Origin of the sequence: Streptomyces sp. NPDC059373 (assembly GCF_042751495.1) — a bacterium.
In the GTDB taxonomy this organism is placed as follows: Bacteria; Actinomycetota; Actinomycetes; order Streptomycetales; family Streptomycetaceae; genus Actinacidiphila.
This window is the reverse complement of sequence record NZ_JBHYXC010000002.1, coordinates 661,493-684,757: the sequence shown is the minus strand read 5'-3', so window position 1 is coordinate 684,757 and position 23,265 is coordinate 661,493. Positions and strand designations below refer to the sequence as shown.

General features: G+C 65.3%; 15 protein-coding genes and 1 pseudogene. 8 read left to right on the top strand and 8 right to left on the bottom strand.

Translation table 11 applies throughout. From position 1 onward, the window contains the following. The first annotated feature begins 140 nt into the window (after positions 1-140). Positions 141-5,006, top strand: coding sequence for a DEAD/DEAH box helicase (locus ACFXJ5_RS07410; RefSeq protein ID WP_384628111.1), 4,866 nt, complete (start codon positions 141-143; stop codon positions 5,004-5,006). Between the two features lie 121 nt (positions 5,007-5,127). Then, the gene (locus ACFXJ5_RS07405; RefSeq protein ID WP_384628108.1) at positions 5,128-5,427 is read left to right on the top strand and encodes a DUF4193 domain-containing protein; all 300 of its coding nucleotides are present in this window, start codon (positions 5,128-5,130) and stop codon (positions 5,425-5,427) included. A gap of 27 nt (positions 5,428-5,454) precedes the next feature. Here the strand turns inward: ACFXJ5_RS07405 and ACFXJ5_RS07400 are convergent, their stop codons facing one another. After that, positions 5,455-8,988: a type ISP restriction/modification enzyme gene (locus tag ACFXJ5_RS07400; protein ID WP_384628105.1), complete on the bottom strand. Its 3,534-nt coding sequence runs from the start codon at positions 8,986-8,988 to the stop codon at positions 5,455-5,457. 336 nt (positions 8,989-9,324) lie between these two features. On the opposite strand from ACFXJ5_RS07400, the gene ACFXJ5_RS07395 reads away from it, so the two are divergent. Further along, a complete protein-coding gene (locus tag ACFXJ5_RS07395) occupies positions 9,325-11,034 on the top strand; it encodes a PE-PGRS family protein (RefSeq protein WP_384628102.1) in 1,710 nt (569 codons plus the stop codon). On the opposite strand, the gene ACFXJ5_RS07390 is transcribed toward ACFXJ5_RS07395, so the two are convergent. After that, positions 10,964-11,809: a PE-PGRS family protein gene (locus ACFXJ5_RS07390; protein ID WP_384628099.1), complete on the bottom strand. Its 846-nt coding sequence runs from the start codon at positions 11,807-11,809 to the stop codon at positions 10,964-10,966. The two genes, ACFXJ5_RS07395 and ACFXJ5_RS07390, sit on opposite strands and share 71 nt — an antisense overlap. A gap of 126 nt (positions 11,810-11,935) precedes the next feature. Here ACFXJ5_RS07390 and ACFXJ5_RS07385 point away from each other — a divergent pair. Continuing rightward, positions 11,936-12,266, top strand: a pseudogene (locus ACFXJ5_RS07385) (ElyC/SanA/YdcF family protein); the annotation flags it as partial. 34 nt (positions 12,267-12,300) lie between these two features. Here ACFXJ5_RS07385 and ACFXJ5_RS07380 read toward each other — a convergent pair. From ACFXJ5_RS07380 to ACFXJ5_RS07365, 4 genes are all read right to left on the bottom strand, one after another. Then, positions 12,301-13,422, bottom strand: coding sequence for an ImmA/IrrE family metallo-endopeptidase (locus ACFXJ5_RS07380; protein WP_384628096.1), 1,122 nt, complete (start codon positions 13,420-13,422; stop codon positions 12,301-12,303). 24 nt (positions 13,423-13,446) lie between these two features. After that, the gene (locus ACFXJ5_RS07375; protein ID WP_384628093.1) at positions 13,447-13,776 is read right to left on the bottom strand and encodes a type II toxin-antitoxin system RelE/ParE family toxin; all 330 of its coding nucleotides are present in this window, start codon (positions 13,774-13,776) and stop codon (positions 13,447-13,449) included. A gap of 535 nt (positions 13,777-14,311) precedes the next feature. Continuing rightward, positions 14,312-14,866 (bottom strand): hypothetical protein, encoded by a 555-nt coding sequence (locus ACFXJ5_RS07370; RefSeq protein ID WP_384628090.1) that lies wholly within the window; start codon positions 14,864-14,866, stop codon positions 14,312-14,314. A gap of 162 nt (positions 14,867-15,028) precedes the next feature. Continuing rightward, on the bottom strand, positions 15,029-15,421 hold the full coding sequence (locus ACFXJ5_RS07365) for a hypothetical protein (protein ID WP_384628087.1): 393 nt from the start codon (positions 15,419-15,421) through the stop codon (positions 15,029-15,031). 477 nt (positions 15,422-15,898) lie between these two features. Here ACFXJ5_RS07365 and ACFXJ5_RS07360 point away from each other — a divergent pair, with 477 nt between their 5' ends. Next, positions 15,899-16,132: a hypothetical protein gene (locus ACFXJ5_RS07360; RefSeq protein WP_384628085.1), complete on the top strand. Its 234-nt coding sequence runs from the start codon at positions 15,899-15,901 to the stop codon at positions 16,130-16,132. A gap of 172 nt (positions 16,133-16,304) precedes the next feature. On the opposite strand, the gene ACFXJ5_RS07355 is transcribed toward ACFXJ5_RS07360, so the two are convergent. After that, a complete protein-coding gene (locus tag ACFXJ5_RS07355) occupies positions 16,305-18,383 on the bottom strand; it encodes an FUSC family protein (protein ID WP_384628082.1) in 2,079 nt (692 codons plus the stop codon). 101 nt (positions 18,384-18,484) lie between these two features. Here ACFXJ5_RS07355 and ACFXJ5_RS07350 point away from each other — a divergent pair, with 101 nt between their 5' ends. From ACFXJ5_RS07350 to ACFXJ5_RS07340, 3 genes are all read left to right on the top strand, one after another. Continuing rightward, positions 18,485-18,940, top strand: a complete 456-nt coding sequence (locus tag ACFXJ5_RS07350; protein ID WP_384628080.1) for a MarR family winged helix-turn-helix transcriptional regulator — start codon at positions 18,485-18,487, stop codon at positions 18,938-18,940. A gap of 154 nt (positions 18,941-19,094) precedes the next feature. Beyond that, positions 19,095-20,624: a methionine--tRNA ligase gene (locus tag ACFXJ5_RS07345; RefSeq protein ID WP_384628078.1), complete on the top strand. Its 1,530-nt coding sequence runs from the start codon at positions 19,095-19,097 to the stop codon at positions 20,622-20,624. After that, the gene (locus tag ACFXJ5_RS07340) at positions 20,624-22,459 is read left to right on the top strand and encodes a S9 family peptidase (RefSeq protein WP_384628075.1); all 1,836 of its coding nucleotides are present in this window, start codon (positions 20,624-20,626) and stop codon (positions 22,457-22,459) included. The genes ACFXJ5_RS07345 and ACFXJ5_RS07340 overlap by 1 nt, the downstream gene beginning before the upstream one ends. Here the strand turns inward: ACFXJ5_RS07340 and ACFXJ5_RS07335 are convergent. After that, on the bottom strand, positions 22,409-23,239 hold the full coding sequence (locus ACFXJ5_RS07335) for an SURF1 family protein (RefSeq protein WP_384628073.1): 831 nt from the start codon (positions 23,237-23,239) through the stop codon (positions 22,409-22,411). The two genes, ACFXJ5_RS07340 and ACFXJ5_RS07335, sit on opposite strands and share 51 nt — an antisense overlap. Positions 23,240-23,265: the final 26 nt, after the last annotated feature.

Here is a 23,265-nt window from a genome sequence, read left to right as displayed (position 1 = left end):
CAGGGGTGCCATGTCTCGGGCGCAACCCTGCCGGACTCCGTGTGTGATGTCCGCGGGTGCCAGTAGGGTCTGAACACCTCTGGTGTGACTTTTCGGCGCGCGCCTCGCGCGCCTCTGAGTGTGATGGGAAGCGAAGCGCAGTGGCCACGACCACGACGGTGCACGACGTCCTCAAGGCGATCCGCGACGGCTCCGGCGTGAATCGCGATCGCGGCACCCGCTTCGAGGAGCTGATGGTCGAGTACCTCAGCACCGACCCTCAGTGGACCGAGCAGTTCACCCGGGTGTGGATGTGGGCCGACTGGCCGGGTGCAGAGCACGACAAGCGGGACACCGGCATTGACCTGGTGGCCCAGGACCGGGAGACCGGTGGCTTCTGCGCCATCCAGTGCAAGTTCTACGAGCCTCAGCACACCATGCGCAAGGAGGACCTCGACTCTTTCTTCACGGCCTCCGGCAAGGGCGGTTTCACCCGCCGGATGATCATCTCTACGACAGACAAGTGGGGCGTCCACGCCGAGGCTGCGCTGGATGATCAGCAGATCCCCGTCACCCGTGTTGGTCTGTCCGACATCGCCGGCAGCCCAGTGGAGTGGCACCTCCCCACGGCCGGCCTTCAGGTCGAGCTGACGCTGCGGGCGAAAAAGTCACCGCGCAAGCACCAGCGCGACGCGATCAACGACGTCTTCCAGGGCCTTGCCGAGCACAGCCGCGGCAAGCTGATCATGGCCTGTGGTACCGGCAAGACCTTCACGGGCCTGAAGATCGTGGAACGGCTGCAGAAGGAGCGGACGCAGGCCGGCGAGGGCGAGCACACCACTGTCCTCTTCCTGGTCCCCTCGATCGCTCTGCTCTCCCAGACGCTCCGCGAGTGGTCGTACGAGGCTGAAGTGCCGCTACGTGCCTTCGCGGTGTGCTCGGACACCAAGGTCGGCAAGCAGCAGACCGTGGGCGACGACAAGGACATGTCCACCCACGACCTGGCCCTGCCCGCCACTACTGACCCGGACCGCCTGATCCAGCAGATGGCCAGCGTGGAAGCGGTCCCGGGACTGACCGTGGTGTTCTCCACCTACCAGTCCATCGCCACCATCTCCGAGGCACAGAAGAAGGGCCTGCCCCGCTTCGACCTCATCCTGTGCGACGAGGCACACCGCACCACCGGCGTCACCCTGGCCGGCCACGACGAGTCCACGTTCGTCCGGGTCCACGACGACGACTACCTCGGCGCAGACCGCCGCGTCTACATGACAGCCACCCCGCGGATTTACAACGAGGACACCAAGTCCGATGCGAAGAACGCGGACGCGGTCATGGCCTCGATGGACGACGAACAGACATATGGTCCGGAGTTCCACCGTCTGGGATTCGGTCAGGCAGTGGAACAGGGCCTGCTCACCGACTACAAGGTCCTCATCCTCACCATCGACGAGGGCGTAGTCGCGAAAACCCTCCAGGAGGGCTTCGCGAGCGGGTCGTCCGAGCTGAACATCGACGATGCCGCGAAGATCATCGGCTGCTGGAATGCCATGGCCAAGCGCACCGGCACCTTCGCCGACGGCTCCGGCTTCGCCGAAGGTGAGGCACCCATGAAGCGAGCCGTTGCCTTTGCCCGCTCCATCGCCGACTCCAAGTCGATCGCCACCCGCTTCAACGAGGTCGTGGACGCCTACGACGACGCCGACGACGACGTGCTGCACTGCGAAGTCGGCCACGTCGACGGCACGTTCAACACCCTGCAGCGCAACAGGCTGCTGGACTGGCTTAAGCAGGACCCTGGCCCGGCCAACGCGCGCATCCTGTCCAACGCCCGCTGCCTGTCCGAGGGTGTCGACGTACCCAGCCTGGACGCCGTCCTCTTCCTCCACCCCCGCAACTCCGTGGTCGACGTCGTCCAGTCTGTCGGCCGCGTGATGCGCCTGGCCCCCGGCAAGAATTACGGCTACATCATCCTGCCCGTCGCCGTCCCCGCCGGGATGCCGCCGGAGAAGGCCCTCGCCGAGAATCATCGCTTCAAGACTGTCTGGCAGGTCCTCCAGGCCCTGCGCGCGCACGACGACCGCTTCAACGCGACCGTCAATCAGATCGAGCTGAACAAGAACAGGCCCGACAACAAAATTGGCATCGGCGCCATCGGCCCCAGCGACGAATCGATCGGCGACAAGGACGGATCCAGCACCACCGACAGCGCCAAGGACGCTAAAGAGAAGGAAGCCCAGAGTGCCCAGCACATCCAGGACTCCTTGTTCTCCGTCAATGACTGGCGCGAAGCCATCTACGCCCGCATCGTCCACAAAGTCGGCGAGCGCCACTACTGGGAAGACTGGGCCAAGGACATCGCCCAGATCGCCGCCCGACACGTCACCCGCATCAAGGCCGCACTCACAATTCCCGAGAAGAAGGCCGCCTTCGAGGAGTTCCTTGGCGAGCTGCGGCTGAACATAAACCCGGGCGTTACCGAGACCGACGCCATCGATATGCTCGCCCAGCACATCGTCACCAAACCAGTCTTCGACGCCCTGTTCAAGGACTACGGTTTCGCCGAGCACAACCCCGTCTCGAAGGCTATGCAGCGGATGCTCGACATCCTTGACGACCAGGGCCTGGATGCCGAGGCAAAGACCCTGCAGGGCTTCTACGACTCGGTAAAGGTCCGCGCAGAGGGCATCGACAACCACGAGGGACGCCAGCAAGTCATTGTCGAGCTGTACGACAAGTTCTTCAAGACTGCTCTGCCGAAGACTGCTGACGCTCTCGGGATCGTATATACGCCGATTGAGGTTGTCGACTTCATCATCCGCTCCACAGAACAGGCCCTGGCGAAGCACTTCGGCAAGTCCCTGTCCGACCAGGGTGTCCAGATCATCGACCCTTTCGTCGGCACTGGAACTTTTCCCGTCCGCCTCCTCCAGTCCGGCCTCATCAAGCCCGAGGATCTGCTGCGCAAGTACACGAGTGAGCTGCATGCCAACGAGATCGTGCTCCTCGCGTATTACATCGCCGCCGTCAACATCGAGGCCGCTTTCCACGACCTGGCCGGCGGCGATTACCAACCCTTCGAAGGCATCGTTCTGACGGACACCTTCCAGCTTGCCGAGGGCACGGCGAAGCTCGACGGGATGGACGTAATGGAAGGCAACAGCGAGCGCGCGAAGAAACAGCAGAAGCAGAACATCACCGTGATCGTCGGCAACCCGCCGTACTCGGTGGGGCAGGACAGTGCCAACGACAACAATCAGAACCAGAAATACATGGCCCTTGACGGCCGCATCGAGTCGACCTACGGAGCGGTCACAAGCGCAACTTCGCGGCGGACTCTGTACGACTCCTACATCCGCGCCATCCGATGGGCTTCCGACCGGATCAAGGATGACGGGGTAGTGGCATATGTTTCCAACGGCGGTTACATCGACGGCAACACCTATGACGGCCTGCGAAAGTGCCTGGTAGACGAGTTCGATGCGATCTACTGCTACAACTTGCGCGGCAACCAGCGCACTGCAGGCGAGCTGTCGCGCAAGGAGGGCGGCAAGATCTTCGGCTCGGGCAGTCGCAACACGGTCGCCATCCTGGTCCTCGTCAAGGGAAGCAAGCCTGCGACCAGTGGATGCACCCTTCACTACCGAGACATCGGTGACTACCTCAGCCGTGAGGATAAACTGCGGATTCTCGGCGGTCAGAGCCTCGACTCGGTTCCTTGGGACAAGGTAATCCCTAATCCTGAGGGCGATTGGATCAATCAACGCGACGAGCAATTTTCCGCCTTCCAGCCGCTGGGGCAGAATGCCAGGAAGGGGATAATCGGGCCGGATCCAATTTTCAGTTCCTACTCGCTTGGACTGGGAACGAATCGCGATGCATGGGTCTACAACTACTCGCGCGAGAAAATTGAGCAGAACGTCCGGCGCACTATCGATTTCTACAACTCCCAGGTAGAAGACTTTAGTGCGTACTGCGTGAAGAACGAGATCGCTGACCCCAGCCAGACTGTGGAGTCCTTCGTTGACCGCAATCCGAAGGAGATCAGCTGGTCATCGAGTCTTATCCCCAAGGTTGCACGCGGGAGGAGAGTCGCCTTCGAATCCAGTCACATCACCACCAGCATGTACCGACCCTTCAGTCGGCAAGTGGTTTACTTCGACCGGGATCTCAATCACAGGCCCGGCCAACTGCCTCAGATGTTCCCGACGCCAGAGTCCGAGAATTTCGGATTTTACATCAATGGATACCATGCCACCAGCGAATTTGCGTTGCTTGCCGTAGACGCCTTGCCATGTCTCGATGTCTTCGGAAAGGGTGGTTACTTGTTCACTCGCTACACTTACCGCGAACTCGGAAAGAGCGACGACCTTTTCGGCGCCTCTGAGGAGCCTGGCTATGAACGCGTCGATAACATCACAGATGCCGCGCTCCGCGACTACCGAACTGCCTACGGTGACGCCAACATCGGCAAGGATGACATCTTCCACTACGTCTACGGATTGCTCCACTCTCCCGCATATAGGGAGCAGTTCGTTGCCGACCTCAAGAAGTCTCTTCCGCGAATCCCCAAGGCGCTCGACTTCCACGGATTCGCCAACGCCGGCCGAAATCTATTTGATCTGCACACGGGCTACGAGAAGGTGAATCCGTACAGTGGAATTGTAGAGACCGTCAGTGGCCAGCTGGGCACCCTGCCGTCCGATCTTTACCAGGTCACAAAGATGAAGTTCCGAAACAGGCAGGACCATTCCACGATCATTTACAATACTCGTGTCACCCTCTCCAATATCCCAGAGGAGGCGTACCGGTATCAGCTTGGCGCCCGTTCCGCGATCGAGTGGATTATGGACCGCTACCAAGTAAAGGTGGACAAGCCGAGCACTATCGTCAACGATCCGAACGACTGGTCTGACGACCCGCGTTACATCGTCGACCTGCTCAAGCGCATCGTCACCGTGAGCCTGAAGACGATGAGGATCGTGGATGCTCTGCCGCCACTAGACATCCAGGACGGCCCCGCGTGATCGCCTGCTCCTCTCGACAGCAACAGGCGGTGTTGGTGTCTTTCGAGACAAACGACCGGCTTCGGGCACAAGTACAGCCCGCCGAGCGTTACCTGCGAGAGACCCGAAAGCGGAGGACACCATGGCTACCGACTACGACACCCCACGCAAAACAGATGACGACGGCACCGAGGACAGCATCGAGGAGCTAAAGACACGCCGAAACGAGAAGACGACTGGTTCCGTCGATGTCGATGAGTTCGACGCAGCCGAAGGCTTGGAGCTGCCAGGGGCGGACCTCAGCAACGAGGAACTGTCCGTCCGAGTGCTTCCCCGACAGGCCGACGAGTTCACTTGCATGAGCTGCTTCCTAGTGCACCATCGCAGCCAGCTAGCTTCTGAGAAGAACGGTCAGCCGGTCTGCCGCGACTGCGCTGCCTGACGCGAGGAGCGGGGACCCTCCTGTCTGTCAACCGTGATCTGTAGAACGGTGATTCCGATGACCTGTGCCACGGCGCCGTCCACTGTTCGGTGACGCCTCTTGCGACGCTTCAGCGTCTGGAGGGCCGGGAGAGATCGGTTGGACCCTAGAGCGCAATTGTCCGCCGAACTCGCCCATCCCAGGTAGCACATCCTCCGCCACAACAGCAGGACGTGGCTTGGTGGCGTAGGAGGGGACCGGGAGGATTTCTCGCCGGAGGAGTTCCTGCTTTGTGATCAGCGGCCGAGCGAGAATACGATTGAGCAAGTTAGCCTGCGCGGGCTCCAAGTCAGTGAGGTGGCGTAGCGAAGCCAGCAGAAAAATGAGTTCTTCACTCCATTCCTTCTGCCACGTCTCGCTGCGAATTCGATCCAGAAAGCTACCGACCCGCCCAGTCGGATTACTCCCGCGGCTGCTGAGCCAGCGGTCAATCACTCGCCGACCGTCGACAGTATATTCCCACATTCGTTTGTTGACATTGTGAAATTTGCCCGTTCCTATTTGGAGCTGTCGCGCATTAGAATCGTATAGCGCCTCGGAGGGAAGAGGTCGTAGGTCAATCACGGGCCTGTACACGATGGGCTCTGGCAAGGCTTTACGAAGTCCCACACCAGCTGCTGGCCGGCCTGCATCGCTGTCTACGTAACGCTCCCCAAAGGTAGCCGCCCAGATAACATGTTTGCCCAGACTCACCGCCTCGTTCCACAGTGAGGAGTCCCCCGTGATCGGGATACGGACTCCAGGGGTGTTCAACTCATCAGCGAACTGCCGAGTGTATGCAGGATGAGCTGCAACACCGGCTATATAGGCCGCCAGGTCATCGGCCGTAATATCTGCTACAAGGAATGAGTTCGCGAGGTGCTGAAGCAAGCCGGGAGAAATGTTTGGCACTCCATCGGCGTGGCGTAGCGGAAGCGTCCGCCCACCTCCGCTACCTCTGAAGGCATGTTTGTCAGGGATGAGCGCGGAGAAGGCCAGAGCGGGCCCAGCCTCGATCTTATGCGAATGCTGTTCCAGCAAGAAGATTTGATCCTCCCGCCGAGCACGCCAGAGATCAGGGCGTGGCATGTCCAGGAGTCGATTATCCGGGATAATCCACTGCCGATCGAAGCTGCGGAAGCACACGGGAACCGGTTCAACCGATTCTCCCCGCTCAGCGCTCAGCGAATACTCCGGTTGAGGCAAGTTGCCTGGCAACGGCGGAACAACGCTGAACAGCGTACGGTCACGCGTCTCCTTGAAGAGTAGGGCCTTCTCTCTCAGGTCCTGTTCCTGAACAAGGTGATTCCACCGCCTTCGGAGCGTTTCCTTGTCAGGACCGTAGACCCATGTACGGTGGGGCGTAATCCCTGTCGCCGTCCACGGCAAAATATCTGCCAGGGTGGGAAATTCATCCCAGTCGCTCAGGTGAGGGGCTGGCGTGAGTTCTGCCTGCAAGCCCGTGCGGGTCTGCTGCCAACACGGGCTCTCGACGGTTAATTCATCTATCTTCCGATATTTTTCATCTCTGTGACCGGTCAGAGCAGTGTAATGGATGACGGCTGGCTCATCTTGGGATGTGTCTGGCTTTCGTACGAAGATTGCAACAGCTAGCTCCTGCTTCACTCCCGGAAACAAGCGCGTCGGCCCTGGCGGCATATGCCCTTCCGGGGAAAGGTCTATGATCCAACCTTCAGAACAAGTCCTTCGCAAGTACTCGCGCATACCTCTGAAACCAGGCCCGCGCAGAAATCCTGCCATGCTCACAAAGCACACCAGACCAGCCCCATTCTGACGCTGAGACCGGTGCTGCTCGAACACCTTGTAGGTTGCCCATCGCCAGAAGTACACGTACATATTCCGCAGTTTGTTCTCGTATGTGCCGTGAGTGCCGCCCAAGCGGAATCCGTCGAGCAGGGGTCTACCGGGAGCAGCGTATTCGGAATCGAACCAATCTCCTTCGCTGGCCGCCTGAAAATGTCCTGGCGACCCGGTCTCGATCCATCCGCCCAAGCCGAACGCCTGCTCCATGAATGGCGGATTCCCTATTACGACGGTGACAGGCTCGGAGTGCTTTATTCGATCGGCAGTTCTCCGATCCTCGATTAGTTCTGCATAGACGGCACCCAGGTCGGGAACGGAATCTTTTGCCCAAGGATCTGAAAGCGTGTCCGCCAGATGCAGATGCATATCCTTGAGACGCAGCCGCGTCTGTTGCTGGCTGAGGGCCTGCGTTATGCGCATCGCCGCTACAGCGAAGGCGCCCATCTGCTTCTCGAATCCCACAAGGCGTCGAGACAAACTATCTAGGGCTTCTATTCGCTCCCCGTCATCCTTGTGCTCCCACCGATTCGCGACTCTGTCGATTACCGCGCTGAGGAAACTGCCGCTCCCCATCGCTGGATCTACAATCGTAACCTTGCTGTCAGCCAGGCCAAGCGAGCAGCCTAGCCGAGTCTCCAAAATCTCCTCGGTCAGCCTGACCATGTTCTGAACTAGCGGCATCGGAGTGAAGTACGTACCTGACTTGCGACGAAGATTTTTGTCGTACGCCTCCAGGAAGTCTTCATACAGATACACATGCGCGTCCGGCTCGCGCTTCTTTATCTCCCCCCACTCAATAGCCCCAATGACTCGCACGAGCATATCCAAGCAATTGCCAAACTGCCGACCAATGGGATCCGTGAGTATTTGGAGTGACTTACCCATAACGGTATGTTCGGCACCAAGTCGCTGCCCGACCTCATGGAGACTCTGATGGGTGACGTCCAGGCCTTCCACCCGCGCGAGAATCAGAGCGTGGGTGACAGCCTGAGCATAGCGATCTGCGAAGTCGACGTGATAATCACCCTTCCCACCGCTACGCGGGAATAGGACTCTCTCCCAGTCTTTCGCCAAGGCCGTGAATTGTCTTATGGTCGCACGCCCTGTGATCGGATCGTACGATTCGGATTCAAAAGCAAGTTGCTCAAGCACTTCTTCCTTCAGGAGACGGCACAACGGTGCCACCGCCCTGATCAAGGCGCGGACACTGGTGATGGGGTCAGGTCGCCATACCAAGAATTCTTGAATCAGCAACCGGAAAGATTCCCCTTCCTCTCCCGGTGCCCGTAGACGACTGCCAGTACGCTCGAGATCACCTTCAAGGTGAACGGTTCGTACGGCTTCGCCATCACGATATAAGACCCACGAACTGCCGTTCGTGTAGAGCACATTCGATAGCTGCGTCATTGTCTCCCATTGACGCAAATCTCTTCCGCGCAGTCCACTACGGGTCACACTCCGACCCGGCCGCTTCAGTTCAAGATATCCAATGATCTCCTGCCGATCACCCAAACGGGCGGCGAAGTCTGGCCGTACACCCAGTTCGGGTCGCCGAACCTCGCGATGCAAATGGAGTCGAAAGTGGAAGCGCTCAGCAATAGACCGAACTAAGTTCTCTACAGGCGTGCTGATGGCGGCTTCTGGTTCGCCGAGGCCGAGACGGTTCCGGCACTCCAGTCCGAACTCACCTACCAGTTTCTGGACCCATGGCTCAGCCACTGTGCCTCCCCCAGCCGCCGTGGAACAACCGGACTTACTGGCAACACGGGGTCAGGCAGCCTCGTCCCAACGTCTGCTGAGCCCAGTCCCAGTCCGAACGTTTCCCTGTTCCATGACGATACGGGCGCAGAGCCACTCGGCATAGACCGCCTACAACCATCCCCGCCTTCAGGTCCCTACAGGCTTTCCGCCCGCCGAACGGGCATTGAAGTCGGCGGCAAGGCTGGTGGACTTCGGGAGCCGCTCCTCCGAACCGTGGCAATTTCAGACGTGCTCAGGCTTGATCCACACCGCAATGCTTGTGCTCTGGCAGCAGCTGACGGTACGACCGTAACCATGCAGCGTTGGTCACGTCTCAACGAACGTCAGCTCGCCCTACTGAGCCGGATCGGAGTAGGCGAGGAGCCGGTTACCTCGGACAGTCCCGAGTTGGCCCTCTCCGCCCGGGCCCTGAAGGAGCGCGGGCTCATCGCCATGCCCAGGACGGGCGGGAAGTGGCAGGCCGGGATCACCGACGCTGGCCGCTTCTATCTGGAACACGGACACCATCCAGACCTGCCTGCGAAGAAGCCGCGAAAGGTGTCGACTGCCAAGAAGACACTCGACTCCGAACACCCTGCCCAGGGCGTGCCAGAGGAGCAGGTACCCGAAGCCCGGCAGACCGAGATGACCGTCGAGGCAGCCGAGGGCGAAGGCCGCAGCACCCGTGGGGGCTCGATGAAACGTGCCGCAGGGAATTCGCCTCAGCCGGCCGTCAAGCCTGCGAGGACATCCCCAGCAGCCGCCGGACCGGCATTGATTGAGGAGGTGCAGAAGGCGGGGCGCTTCCTGCGGATCCCGAACCCGGATGAGGGGGAACGGGCCCGTTACCGCAGGGCGTTCGACGCCGCCCGCACCTGCGCGCCGGCTGGGTACCACCTGAAGTACAGCGGCCGGGCCAAGGGCGATTTCTTCCTTGGCCTGCTGAGGGTGACCGGCGAGGACGACACCGAGTGGAACCGGATCCGGTTGCAGCGCAGCAGGATCATCACGGATGTGGACGAGGTGGTCGCCGCCGTGCAGGCGGACCACAGCGCATTCGAGGTCTCCGAGGAGGTGCTCCCCCGGGTGCTGTCCCTGATCCGGCTTCTCGCCGAGGAGGCCCTTGCCCGTCACGGTGACATGGCGGTCTCCAAGAAGCGCAAGCAGCCGCGGCCGTTGCTCACCGTCCACGGCAGGACGTACGAGCTGAGCTTCCGGGAGCGGCAGAAGCAGGTCCAGTACGTACCGACCCAGCACGGTCGGCGAAAGACGTACGGCTGGCAGCGGGTAACCCCCGCGCAGCGGTTCGAGCCCTCCGGGGAGCTGGAGCTGCACCTTGCTCAGCAGGGCTACAGCTACGGCTGGAAGGAGGACTGGGCCGACACACCCAGAAAGCCGCTGGAGACACAGATCGGCACGGTCTTCCGTGCCTTGAAGACACGCGCCGAGGAACAAGAGCGGGCACGGCTGGAACGGGAGGCGGAGCAGCTCCGGCTGCAGTCGGAGCGGGAGCAGCGGGAATCCGAGCGCAGGCGGCTGGAGGCCGAGGAGCAGGAGCGCAGGCAGCGCGAGTGGGAGGTCGCAGTCGCCGAGGCCCGGGACGAGGCTGCTGAGGCGGCGCGGGCCGAGCGCTTCGGGACGGCCCTGGAGCGGTGGCGTGCTGCGGGGGAGATCCGGGTGTTCTGCGCGGCGCTGGAGGAGGCCGCCGCCCGCAGCGCCGAGCCGGCGGAGACGGAGCGGCTCCTGCAGTGGTCGGCCTGGGGGAAGACAGAGGCAGACCGGCTCGATCCGACGGCGACGGGCGATGGCCTGGGCGAGGAGGAGTTCGACGCCGAGCTGACCGGGGACGACTTGCGGCCGTTCCTCAAGGGATGGAGCCCGTACCGGCCCGTGAAGGAGAAACCTCCTGCGGAGCCCGCTCCGTCGAGGCCGGAGCAGGATCCGTGGTCCGGTCTCAGCGGCGTACCTCGGGACCAAGGCTGGAGATATGGACCCCGAGGTCGCGGGCAATGGTGGAGGCGATGACCCCGTGTCCCCGGCTGCGCAGTTCTTTCACGGCCCGCTCGACCAGTTCACCGAGCCGTAGCACCTCGGCGCGCAGGGCGACCAGCTCGTCGTAGCGGTCAGCCCGCTCCTGGCCGCACCACTCACGGACGGTGCGCAGGACGGCGTCCTCCGCCTCCAGTTTGCGGTCGTCCCTGCGGCGCTGCCACGAGTCCCATGCTGGCCGGGCCCGCTCCTCGGCAAGGGCCTGCTGCCGGCGGTCGGTTTCCGGCAGGATCTCCTCGGCGTGCTTCTCGGCGACATGGCGCGCGACGCGCTCTGTGATCGGCCAACCGGCCAGGCACAAGCCGTTGCGGTCCTCATGGAGCATCGGGTCGGTGCGCAGTTCGGCGGGGTCCATTCCGAGAAGCGCGGCGGTGTCATCGAAGCGGACGATCTCCAGGACGCCCGCGTCGGCCACGCCACGGCGAAGGCGCACCTTGTTCTTGGGACGGACGAACCCCAACACCATGCGGGCCGCCTCGAACTCAGTGCTGCCCCGCACAGCCCGCGAGGCTTCGGTGAGAGTCAGCTCCGCCGCGTCGTCCGCCCGGAACACCTCGACGTCAGCCCACAGGGAGAGCAGACAGCTGACATCCACCCACTCCTGCAGCCCGGCCTCGTCGCCCTCCAGAAACCGTACGTGCACCCGTCCAGACTTCCCCGGCCCGCCCGTCCGCACGACTTCCACCCGGCGGACATCGCCGCCCAACTCCTTGGGCCTGGCCCGGTAGGCCCAGTTCTCACCGATCTCCATATCCCCATTGAGCCAGGTCAGCAGAAATCCTGACCAGGATTCCGGAACTTGGACACGCAGTGCAGACCGCTGCCAGCCGTTGCCCGTTGTCGTGTCGGGAGCGGCGACTCGCTGCTGCCGTAGTAGATCACCGATCTGCAGGTCGTTTTGGCCATCGGCCGCTACAAGGTTGGCGGTGCATACGACCCTGGTCTACTTGGGGGTTTCGTCAGCCTGCTGACCGACGCATTGTTCACCGGGGCCACCAGTCCCACGACGCAGCAGCGCATGCCGCGAGGCGAGGCGGTCCACTACAGGGAGTGGACTTTGGAGTTGAGGGTGCCTGACGCTGCCATCCTCGTTGAGCCTCGCGCGGGCAATACCGCCGAGAACATCGAGTTCACCAGACGTGTCGTCCGTCCTGCTGGTCAGCAAGCCGTACGAAGAGCGGCGCTCCTACGCTATGACCCGCAAGCTGCAGAACAAGACTGCGAGCAATCGCTGAGAACGGGTCAATCAAAATCCGATACCAGCTCAAAGCGTCGCTTGAGTTGATTTCCCCAATGGTGCGGCCATTTTCCTTCATGGTGCAATCGACCGACCACGACGCCCGGAGCCACGCCGATCTCTTGGGCGAATGATTTCACGCTGGCGATCGAGCGCAACTCGCCGAGACGCTTTGCGTCTTTCGCTGGAATCAGGATGTCGCGGGCGAAATCGTCCGCCTCAATCTCCTGTGGCTCTTTTGAAGTTGCACGACGATCCGACTCGACCAATACGTCTTGCCTTCCGTGCAAAAGAACGTGTCCAAGCTCGTGGAATACTGTAAACCAGAGCTGGTCGTCACTCTTGTACCTCAAGCTGAGTTGGATAACAGCCTTGGTGGGAGATGTCCACCTGGTTGCTCCGCATGAACGACTACCTGTGATTTCCTTGACGAAAACCACGGCGACCCCATATCGAGAGCAGGTCTTCACTAGTTCCGGTTCGAATTCTTCTGGTGGGAGAAGAGTCAGAGAGCGAAGCTTAGGAATTTGCGTACGCAGCCCCGACTTGTCGAACGGGTCACACGGAACCGCCTGAGCTGCGATCTCACCCAGGCGTAGCCATGCCGCTACAGCCCCGACCTTCGCCTCGAAGGCCTTCGTCTGCCTAAATACCGCTGCTGGTTTTTCGTAAAGCTCGGCCCAGGCGTCGAGGCTTGAGACACCAAAAAACGCCAAGAGTTGCTCCCAGCGAGATGCTTTATCCGACGGCTCTTCCGGAAGCTGCCCTCGCTTAATAAGCTCTTTCATGGGGAGGGACTTGCACCACTCATCAAAGACAGCCGGATCGCGACCATTTCGCAAGCGCTGCCTTGTTGATTGATAATCTGCTTCGAGCCGATTCCAGAATCGGGCGCGGATTCCAGTTACACTCTCAAGCTTCTCAGCTACATCCGGGGAAAGGGAGACGACGCCCTTGATGAGCTGATTTAGGTGCTTCGTACTCAGGTCGGACCGTAGGGCAAATTCCCTCTGAGTCATTCCGGAATCTTCCAAAAATTCCAGAATAGTACCGCCCGGCGGAACCGCGTAGTCCGGTTCATCGGCGGTGTACAGTTCACGGACAGTGCTATTATTATTCATTCGCATGACCCCCAGTCCGGATACTGCTCGCTAGTGGTAGTCCTTAATCTCTTCGATGGTGACTGATGTCACGCTCGACCAGTCGAGACCGCCCTGTTTGTCCATCTCGTACTCGGTCGGAGAGAAGATCAGCCTCCAGTTGGCGGTCAGGCGCAAGGACAGGCACCCGGCCCAGTCGCCGGACAACTCCTCACACCTCCCGAGGGCCGGCGGGCGCATGTCTTCAAGGGTCTCGGCCGCGACCAGAGCTGCACGCCGCATGGCGAGCTTGTCGGCCGTCTGCGCTCCGTACGTCCGTCGCATGTCCCTCTCGGACTCAAAGATCTTGGCGACCTTCCGATCCGCGAACAACACTTCCATTGTAACCACCGCCCCCAGTGAACGTTTACGGAATCGGTAAACGTCACCCTATCGAGACTGAGGCCAGCCAAGTAGCCCAAGATCACAGCATCGTACCGGTCCGTAGCGCCAGGTAACCAACTGACTGATCAGTAACATGGGTGATTGCCCTCATTCGATCATGAAACGGGCGGTGATTGTGAGGCTGTGGAGCACCGCACGCTTCGCCTCCGCACGCAGGGGTTGCTGACGATCCTTGCGGTGACATGGAAGCGTGATCGATCAGCAATGGTCCACACCAGAGGCGCACCCCTCCCGACCACTCCATACCGACAGAGCCTCTGTTCAGGGCGGTCGGCTGAGGGTTCAGGGGCGGGGTAGATCCCCCAGATGTCCCCCGGCGAGACACGGAACGGAGAAAAGCCCCGGTCAGGACTAGCAAATCAGGCCTGCTGTAAATCTGCTGCGCCACCTGATCCGGGTCGGCCGGGCTCACGAGGTCGGGGCGGCCGTAACGCCTCGTTCGATGGGCGGGGAGAGGGAGGCCTCCTCTCGGTCAGCGGCCTCCGGAGGCCCAGCGTCCGCGGTCTACGCCTGAGTGGGTGAGGAAGCCCGCCATTGCTGGTGAGATTGGCGGCGAGATCTTGAAGTCGCTTCCGTAGATCCTTTCCAGGTCGGTCCAGATCTGATCCATGAGTCCGGTTCCCCGCTCGAATGGGTGGATCCAGATCCAGTCCAGCCAGCGCGCGCCGTCTTGGACGCTGAGGCCTGCGGCACCGACCGCGACCGGGAACGTGGCTCGTAGCTTCTGGGAGTCGAAGAGCACGCCTTCGACAGACTGCTCCAGGTCCAGCCGAGTCGGCTCAGCAGCGAATGGTGGGAAGTCGAAGCGCAACTCGCTCTTGAAGTACCGGCCGACGATCTCGACGACCTTCCGTAGCTCCATGTCGTCCGTGGCAGGGATCGTGACTCCTGGCCGCGGCTTGTCGATGTGCAGCAGTGGGTGCATCTCAATGTGCCATCGCCGTCGGGCTGGCCAGTTCTCCAGCTCTTGCCGACGTTCCGCAAGTAGGGCTGAGCGATCTGCATCCGAGAAGTCACCGGTGGTCATGGACGCATGCTTCCGAAGATCTAACCTTTGCGATAGGCCGCTCCGCGTCAGGCCGTAGTTGGCCAGCCGGCTGACCTCCGAGGACCGGAGCGGCATCGGCGATAACCGTCCAGACGAAGCCGTCAGGCAGCCTCAGCGGCAGGGTGTCTGGTGCCATTGCCGCTACAAGTCGGTTGGCCATACCTCGTGTTCCGGAAGGCTTAGGCCGGTGAGCCTGTAGCGGTCTGAGACCTCGTTCGCCTGCTGTTGGACTCGATCTCGCAGCAGAGCCAGAGCCTCGTTGAACTCTTCATCGGATCCAGGGCCGAACCGTTCACCGCTGGAACCACCAGCTTCGAGGAAGTCCGTAAAGCCTTTACGCATGGCGCGAAGCCAGATGCGCAGATCGCCCCCAGGCTTCTCCAAACGCTCCAGATCCTCGGATAGCCGTGCCCGACACTCAGCAGCCGACGCAAGGCATGCCGTGGCCTCGACCTGCGGGCGGGCACGGCCAACCGTCAACACACGCTTGTCGGAGAGGAAGTCCAAAGCTTGTTGTGCGATGAGTCTGTCCACCTTCGTGAACTCCCAATTTACACCAAACCCGAACGCACTGAACGCCGTTGGCCGAATACCCATCGATACTCCCATGCCGGTCTATGCCCTATGTCTATCAGCCTCGGCCGCGGACGGCCCTCGATCTCCTGCTTGGCGTCGACTACGGCGAGCTACCGTTCCAGATAGATGCGGTGCGGTGCCGTGTGCAATGACCCTGCGGATCGGCCGGCGGCTTCGGAGGCAACGTCTGGGAGCCAGGTGGGAGCCGATTGGCTCCCCGAGGCCCACTGACACCACCCCAGACCACTCGAATCCACGTCTCTGACCAGCGCAAATACGAATCCACCTGGCAGCGATCTTGTCCCGACCTCATTCGGGACGAAGAGGCCGTGGGTTCAAATCCCGCCACCCCGACCCAGAGCAGAGGGCCCGCTGGTTTCGACCGGCGGGCCCTCTGCGTTTGCGTGTGCGGCGTGGCGGGCGCAGCGTGGAGCCATGACCGAGAGTGAGACACCGGCCTTTGTGTCGTCCCCGATCGTGGTGACCCCGGTCGAGCGGGGCGAGCGGCCGTTTCGGGTCGTACAGATCAACGGGGAGACCGTCGGGATCGCCCGTGACATGGTCGATGTGCTGAGGCTTGCGCATGCGGCGGGTATGCACCATGTCGACCTGGACGACCCGGCCATGGTGCGGTGGGTGGGCGGCGGGAAGTACAAGTGGTCTACCTGACGGACGGGGCCGATCGCTTGACGTGATGCGTCTGGGATCCAACTGCGGGGCAACTCCGCTTCCGGTAAGGGCAGCGTGATGTGTGAGGTGGGGGCGCGGCAGTACGACCGGCTGAGCGCGGAGTTCGCGGAGGCGGGCGGCGTGTTGGCGCGGCCGCACACCGGGCTGCTGGCTAAAGGTGTGCGTAGAGGGCCGACAGCGTTGCGTTGAGCTCGGCCAGTGGCGCCGCCACGGGCGCTCCGGGGCGCGGTTGGGGCGGGGTCGGGGGGCGGGCTTCCGGGAGGCGGCCGAGCTTGCGGCGTACGCGGCCGACGTTGGCGGCGGTGCGGGCGAGGGCGGGGCCCTGGTCGGCGGCGGGCGCGGCCGGCGTTGCGGCGAGGGCGCGCACGGGGCGGCCCAGGCGGTCGAGCAGGTCCGGGACGGTGGCGGTGCGGCCGCCGAGCCGGGCGGGGGCGGCCGCGGTACGGACCTCGGCGAGGGTGCGGTCGAACGCGCGGGCGCGGAGGGGAAGTTCCTCGGTGCCCGGCGCCGCCTCGACCACCGACTGCAGGGCCCGCAACGCGGCCGCCGTACGGGCCCGGATCACCCGCTCCGTACGGATCGGCAGTACGAAGTAGGCCGCCGCGATCCCGCACGCCGAGCCCAGCAGAATTCCCGCCGGGCGCTCGACGAGCAGGGCGGCGCTGCCGGAGTCGCCGTACAGCGTGTAGAGGACGGCCAGCAGGCTGGTCACGCAGAACGCCCACGCGGTGTACGCGAGGTCGCGCAGCCACAGGCCCACGAACAGGTAGCCGAAGATCACCGCGACGCTCGCGCCGGCATGCCCCCACAGGGCGTACGCGACCGGCGTGGCGGTCAGCGCGCCGGAGAGGGCGCCCAGGACGCGCAGGGCGCTCCGGTGGACGACGTCGCCACGGCTGCGGGCCGCCCCGCAGACGGCGAAGGCGGTGATGACCGGCCAGTTCCAGCGCTGGGGGAAGAGCAGGTGGCCGCTCGCGAAGGCGAGCCCCATGGCGGTGGCGAGCTGCGCCGCGAGGCGGGTGTGGGCGGAGAGCCTGGCTCCGGAACGCGGTCCAGGAGCGGAGTCAGCACGGTCGGAACCGCCGTGCGGCGAGGACTGAGCCAGCAGCTTGCCCCCGCCGGGCGGATCGGCCTGGGACATCACACCGGCGACGGATCCAGCGCGGGCCGAGCGCTCACCGTCGCCTGGGAAGGCCTCGGGCGGCGGCGAGGACTGAGCCGGAAGATCGAGGCCGCCGGGCGGATCGGCCGGCGACATCACACCGGCCACAGATCCGGCGCGGGCCGCGTGCTCTCCATCGCCGGGGAAGGCCTCGGGCGGCGGCGAGGACTGAGCCGGAAGATCGAGGCCGCCGGGCGGCATGACACCGCCCGCAGACCCTGCCGGGGCCAAGCGCTCGGCAGCGCCGGACGGGCCGGCTGCGGGGACCGCCCTCCGTGGGTCCCCACCGCGCGCCAGCTCGGCGGCCAGGGCCTCGGCGCGCAGGAGGGCGGCGGGGAGGCGGGGGTCGGCCGGGTCGGCTTCGTAGCGGGACTCGGTCTGGAGGAGGGCGGTGGTGAGGGGGTGGACGGCGGGTGGGTGGTCGTCGAGGGCGAGGGCGGCGCGGTGGAGGGCCTGGGGAGGCGAACCGTGGCGGGCGAGGCGGATGAAGGCGCGGGCGGCGGCCGCGGAGTCGCGGGCGGGGTGGCAGGGGAGGACGAAGGAGTGGGCGGCCCAGACGCAGGCCACGGCGATCGCGCAGGCGATAGCGACCCGGAGGGGCCAGAGGGGGCCCGGCGCGGAGACCGCCTGCGGGGGGAGCGGGACGACGAACATCGCGATGAGCGGGGAGAGGGCCAGGCGGCCGAACCGACGCGCCCGGCCGCCCCGGCCGATCAGCCACCGGGAGGCGAAGACAGCCGCGACGAACACCACGGCCCCCAGCGCCGCATGGCGTGCCATGAAGGCGCCGATCACTGCCACCACCGCTCCCGCGAGCGGCACATGGACCAGGGCCGCCGCCCGTTGCCGGGTCGTGAAGCTCCGCAGGTTGCGGGCGGTGGTGACGGCGACGACGACGGATACGACCGCGAGGCGACCGCCCAGGCCAGGTCCCAGGCCCAGGCCCACGCCAACGCCCCCGGTGAGCAGCAGCGCCGCGAGGGCGGCGGCGAGGGTCTGGGCGGCGCGGCGGAGGTGGAGGAAGCCGGGGTCGAGGGAGCTCAGCAGAGTGAGCAGCCGTATGGCCATGGGTCGGATACTACGCTTGGCGTAAGATTATCGGCAGCAAAGCACAGCAGTAAAGCACCAACGACCCGACCAGACCTTACGTAAGGCGTCAGATAGCCCTCATGACGACCACCGCCACCGCCCTCCGCCGCGCCACCGTCCGCCTCGCCCGCCGGCTGCGCGCCGAGCAGCCGCCCGGCGGTCTGCCCGCAGGGCGGCTCGGCGTGCTCGGCCACCTGCACCGCGCCGGGCCGAGCACCCCGGGGGAGCTGGCCGCCGCGCAGCACGTGCAGCCGCAGTCGCTCACCCGGACCCTGGCCGGGCTGGAGGCCGACGGCCTGGTCACGCGGGCCCGGGATGCCGCCGACGCCCGCCAGTACCGGATCACGCTGACCGAGGCCGGGCGTACCGCCGTTACCGCCGATATGGAGCAGCGGGACCGCTGGCTCGCCCAGTGCATGGAGTACGAACTGACCCACACGGAAAGGGAGTTGCTGCGCCTGGCGGCACCGCTCATCGACAGGCTCGCGGAATCCGCTTTCCGGGCGCCGGACGGGCCCCGTACGATCGGGGGATGATCGCGTCCCACTGTCGGCACCAGGTGATGATGCCCCGCTCGCGGGGCTGCTGATGCTGGACGCATGACGTTCCGAGGCCCCGGAGACGGGGCCTCGACGCATGTACGGGCCGGGCCCCGGTCTCCTTCTTCCCAGGAGTCCGCAGGAGGTTCCGATGACCCGTCCGACCACCGGTCGCTATTACGTCACGACCACCATCCCGTACGTGAACGCCCGCCCCCATCTCGGCTTCGCCCTGGAGCTGGTGCAGGCGGATGTGCTCGCCCGCCACCGACGGCGGCGTGGCGACAAGGTCCGCTTCCTCAGCGGAACGGACGAGAACTCGCTCAAGAACGTGCTCGCCGCCGAGGCCGAAGGCGTGCCGGTCCAGGCGCTGGTGGACCGCAACGCCGCCGAGTTCGAGGCGCTGCGCGGGACGCTCGGCCTGTCGTACGACGACTTCATCCGCACCAGCCGCGATCCGCGCCACCGGGTGGGGGTGGAACGGCTGTGGCGGCAGTGCGCGGCGGCGGGGGATCTCTACCGCAGGCAGTACGAGGGGCTGTACTGCGTCGGCTGCGAGCAGTTCTGTACGCCGGACGAGCTGACGCAGGGCCGTCTCTGTCCCGAGCACGGCACGGAGGCGCAACTCGTCGCCGAGGAGAACTGGTTCTTCCGGCTCTCCCGCTACGCCGGACCGCTGCGCGAGCTGATCACGAGCGGCGCGCTGCGCATCGAGCCCGCCTCCCGCCGTAATGAGGTCCTCGCTCTCATTGACGGCGGCCTGCGGGACTTCTCCGTCTCCCGCTCCCAGGCGCGCGCCCGGGGCTGGGGCATCCCCGTGCCCGGCGATCCCGGGCAGGTGGTCTACGTCTGGTGGGACGCCCTCGGCAACTACGTCACGAGCCTCGGCTACGGCACCGGGGACCCCGCGTTCGCCCCCTGGTGGGCGGCGGACGACGGCGGCCGCCGGGTCCACCTGGTCGGCAAGGGCGTGCTGCGGTTCCACGCCGTGTACTGGCCGGCGATCCTGCTGTCGGCGGGGCTGCCGGTGCCCAGCGACATCCTGGTGCACGACTACCTGACCGTGGACGGCGCCAAGATCAGTAAGTCCAGTGGCAACGCGGCCTCGGCCGACCCGGCCGCCCTGGTCGAGGCGTACGGCACCGACGCCGTCCGCTGGTGGCTGCTGAGCGAGGTGCCGAGGGTGGGCGACGCCGACTTCACCGTCGGCCGCCTCACGGCCCGCGCCGACGCCGACCTGGCCGGCGGGCTGGGCAACCTGGTCCACCGGGTCACCACCCTGGTGCACCGGTTGTGGGGCGGCCGGGTGCCGGAAGGGGCATCGCCGCACGTCCTGCGCGGCCTGGCCACCGTCTGCCAGGAGGTGCCCGGCCTGGTCGACGCCGCCCTGGAGGCGTACGACTTCCGGCGTGCCACCGCCGCCCTCCGGACGATCGTGGACGAGGCGAATCGCGCCCTCGACCACACCCGCCCCTGGGAACCCGCCAGGTCCGGCGGCGCCGCCTCCGTCCTGGCCTCCCTGCTCGCCGCCCTCCGTGTCCTCGCCACCGAGCTGCACCCCTTCCTCCCCGGGACGGCCACCCGTATCGCCGCTGCGTGCACGCCCGTTGACGGCGCCCTGCCGGAGCCACGTCATCTGGTCGGCAGGCAGGCCACCGGCCGGGCACGCGATCAGGTTTGATGGAGGGCATGAGCAGCAGCAGCGAAGCCAATACGCCGGTCACGCCGACGACGCCGGACATGCCGGAGTGGGAGAAGCGCTTCCGGGCGCCGCGCGTCGGACTGCCCGAGTGGGCGGAGGACGCGCCCGACCGCAGCCTGTTCGTGTCGAACGCGACGGGGACGTACGAGCTGTACGCCTGGGACCGGGCCACCGGCGCGCAGCGGCAGGTGACGGACCGGCCGAACGGGACGTCGGACGGGACGCTGTCGCCGGACGGGGAGTGGGTGTGGTGGTTCCGGGACACGGACGGCGACGAGTTCGGGGTGTGGGTGCGGCAGCCCTTCGGCGGCGGGCCGGACGAGGAGGCGACACCGGGGCTGGAGGCGTCGTACCCGGCGGGGCTGGCGCTGGCCAAGGACGGGACGGCCGTGGTGGGGCGGTCGACCGACGAGGACGGGACGACGATCCACGTCGTACGGCCCGGGGCCGACCCGGTGGAGATCTACCGGCACGCGGAGTCGGGCGGGGTGGGCGACCTGTCGGAGGACGGGACGCTGATCGTCATCGAGCACACCGAGCACGGTGACGCGATGCACTCCGCGCTGCGCGTGGTGAGGAAGGACGGCTCCACGGTCGCCGAGCTGGACGACAGCCGGGGCGGCCAGGAAGAGCTGGGTCTGGAGTGCCTGGGCTTCGCGCCGGTCGCGGGCGACACCCGGCTGCTGGTGGCGCACCAGCGGCGCGGGCGCTGGGAGCCGATGGTGTGGGACGTGGCGACGGGCGAGGAGACGCCCCTGGCCATCGAACTGCCGGGCGATGTGGCGGCGGAGTGGTATCCGGACGGGTCGGCGCTGCTGGTGGTGCACTCGTACCAGGCGCGGAGCGAGATCTTCCGCTATGAGCTGGAGAGCGGCACGCTGACGAAGCTGGACACCCCCGCCGGGTCCGTGTCCGGCGCCACGGCCCGCCCGGACGGGACCGTCGAGTTCCTCTGGTCCTCCGCCGCGCGGCCGTCCGAGGTGCGGTCCACGACCGGCGCGACGGTGCTGGAGGCGCCGGGCTTCAACGCCCCCGGTTCCCTTCCCGTCGAGGACGTCTGGGTCGAGGGTCCCGGCGGGCGGGTGCACGCCCTCGTACAGCGGCCCGGGACCGGGGACGGCCCGTTCCCGACCGTCTTCGAGATCCACGGCGGCCCGACGTGGCACGACTCGGACGCCTTCGCGGCCGGGCCCGCCGCCTGGCTGGACCACGGTTTCGCGGTCGTACGGGTCAACTACCGGGGCTCGACCGGGTACGGCCGCGAGTGGACCGACGCCCTCAAGCACCGGGTCGGCCTGATCGAGCTGGAGGACATCGCGGCGGTGCGTGAATGGGCCGTGGACTCCGGCCTCGCCGACCCGGCGAAGCTCGTGCTGTCCGGCGGCTCCTGGGGCGGCTTCCTCACCCTCCTCGGCCTCGGCACCGAGCCGGACGCCTGGGCGGTCGGGCTCGCCGCCGTGCCGGTCGCGGACTACGTCACGGCCTACCACGACGAGATGGAGGCCCTGAAGGCGATGGACCGCACCCTCTTCGGCGGCTCCCCGGAGGACGTACCCGACCGGTACGAGGCGTCGTCGCCGATCACGTACGTCGGGCAGGTCAAGGCGCCGGTCTACATCAGCGCCGGCATGAACGACCCGCGCTGCCCGATCCAGCAGATCGACAACTACGTCGAGCGGCTGGAGGGCCTGGGCAAGGTGCACCAGGTCTACCGCTACGACGCGGGGCACGGCTCGCTCGTCGTCGAGGAGCGGATCAAGCAGCTACGACTTGAGCTCGGCTTCGCGCGGCGGCACCTCGGCCTGGGTGACTGACTCCGGCGGCAGGCCCAGCGCGGCGTCGCGCTGGGCCTCCGCCTCCCGGCGGAAGAGCCGGAACCACATGAAGACGACGAAGCCCGCGAAGACGAACCACTCGCCCGTGTAGCCGAGGTTCTGGAAGGCCTTGAGGTCGAGTCCGGTGTTCGCGGGGGCGGTCGGCGGGACGGCCTTCAGGGGAGCCGTGGCATCGGTCTGGGTGATCCAGGCGCTGTAGACGTCGTACGGGACGAGGTTGACCAGCGACGCGGCGCTGATCATGCCGAGCTGGCCCTCGGGCAGGCCGCCGGTGGAGATCACGCCGTCGGTGGAGGTGGTCTCGGGAGCCTGGAGGGCGCCGGTGACGGTGACCTCGCCCTCGGGGGCGGCGGGTACGGCCGCTGCCGAGGCCTTGCCGGGGAGCCAGCCCCGTACGACGGGCAGGGCGGCGCCGCCGTTCACCCGCAGCGGGGTCAGAACGTAGAAGCCGGTGCGGCCGTCCAGGACGCGCTCGGGGACGAGCAGCTGGTGGGCGGTGTCGTAGCGGCCGGTGGCGGTGACCTCGCGGCCCGAAGTGACGGTGGTGACCTGGGACTTGGTGCCGGGGAGCAGCTTGGTCAGGGAGACGGGCCGGGCCGCCGCGGCGCTCTTGGTGTCCTTCTCAGCCGTGCGTTGGCTCTCGACGCGGGACTCGAAGCGGCTGAGCTGCCAGCTGCCCATGAAGACGCAGAAGATGACGGCCAGCACCACGAAGAGATGGCCGGCGAGCCAGCGCGGGGTCAGCAGGAACCGGTACACCCCTCAACGGTACGGGGGGCGGGTCC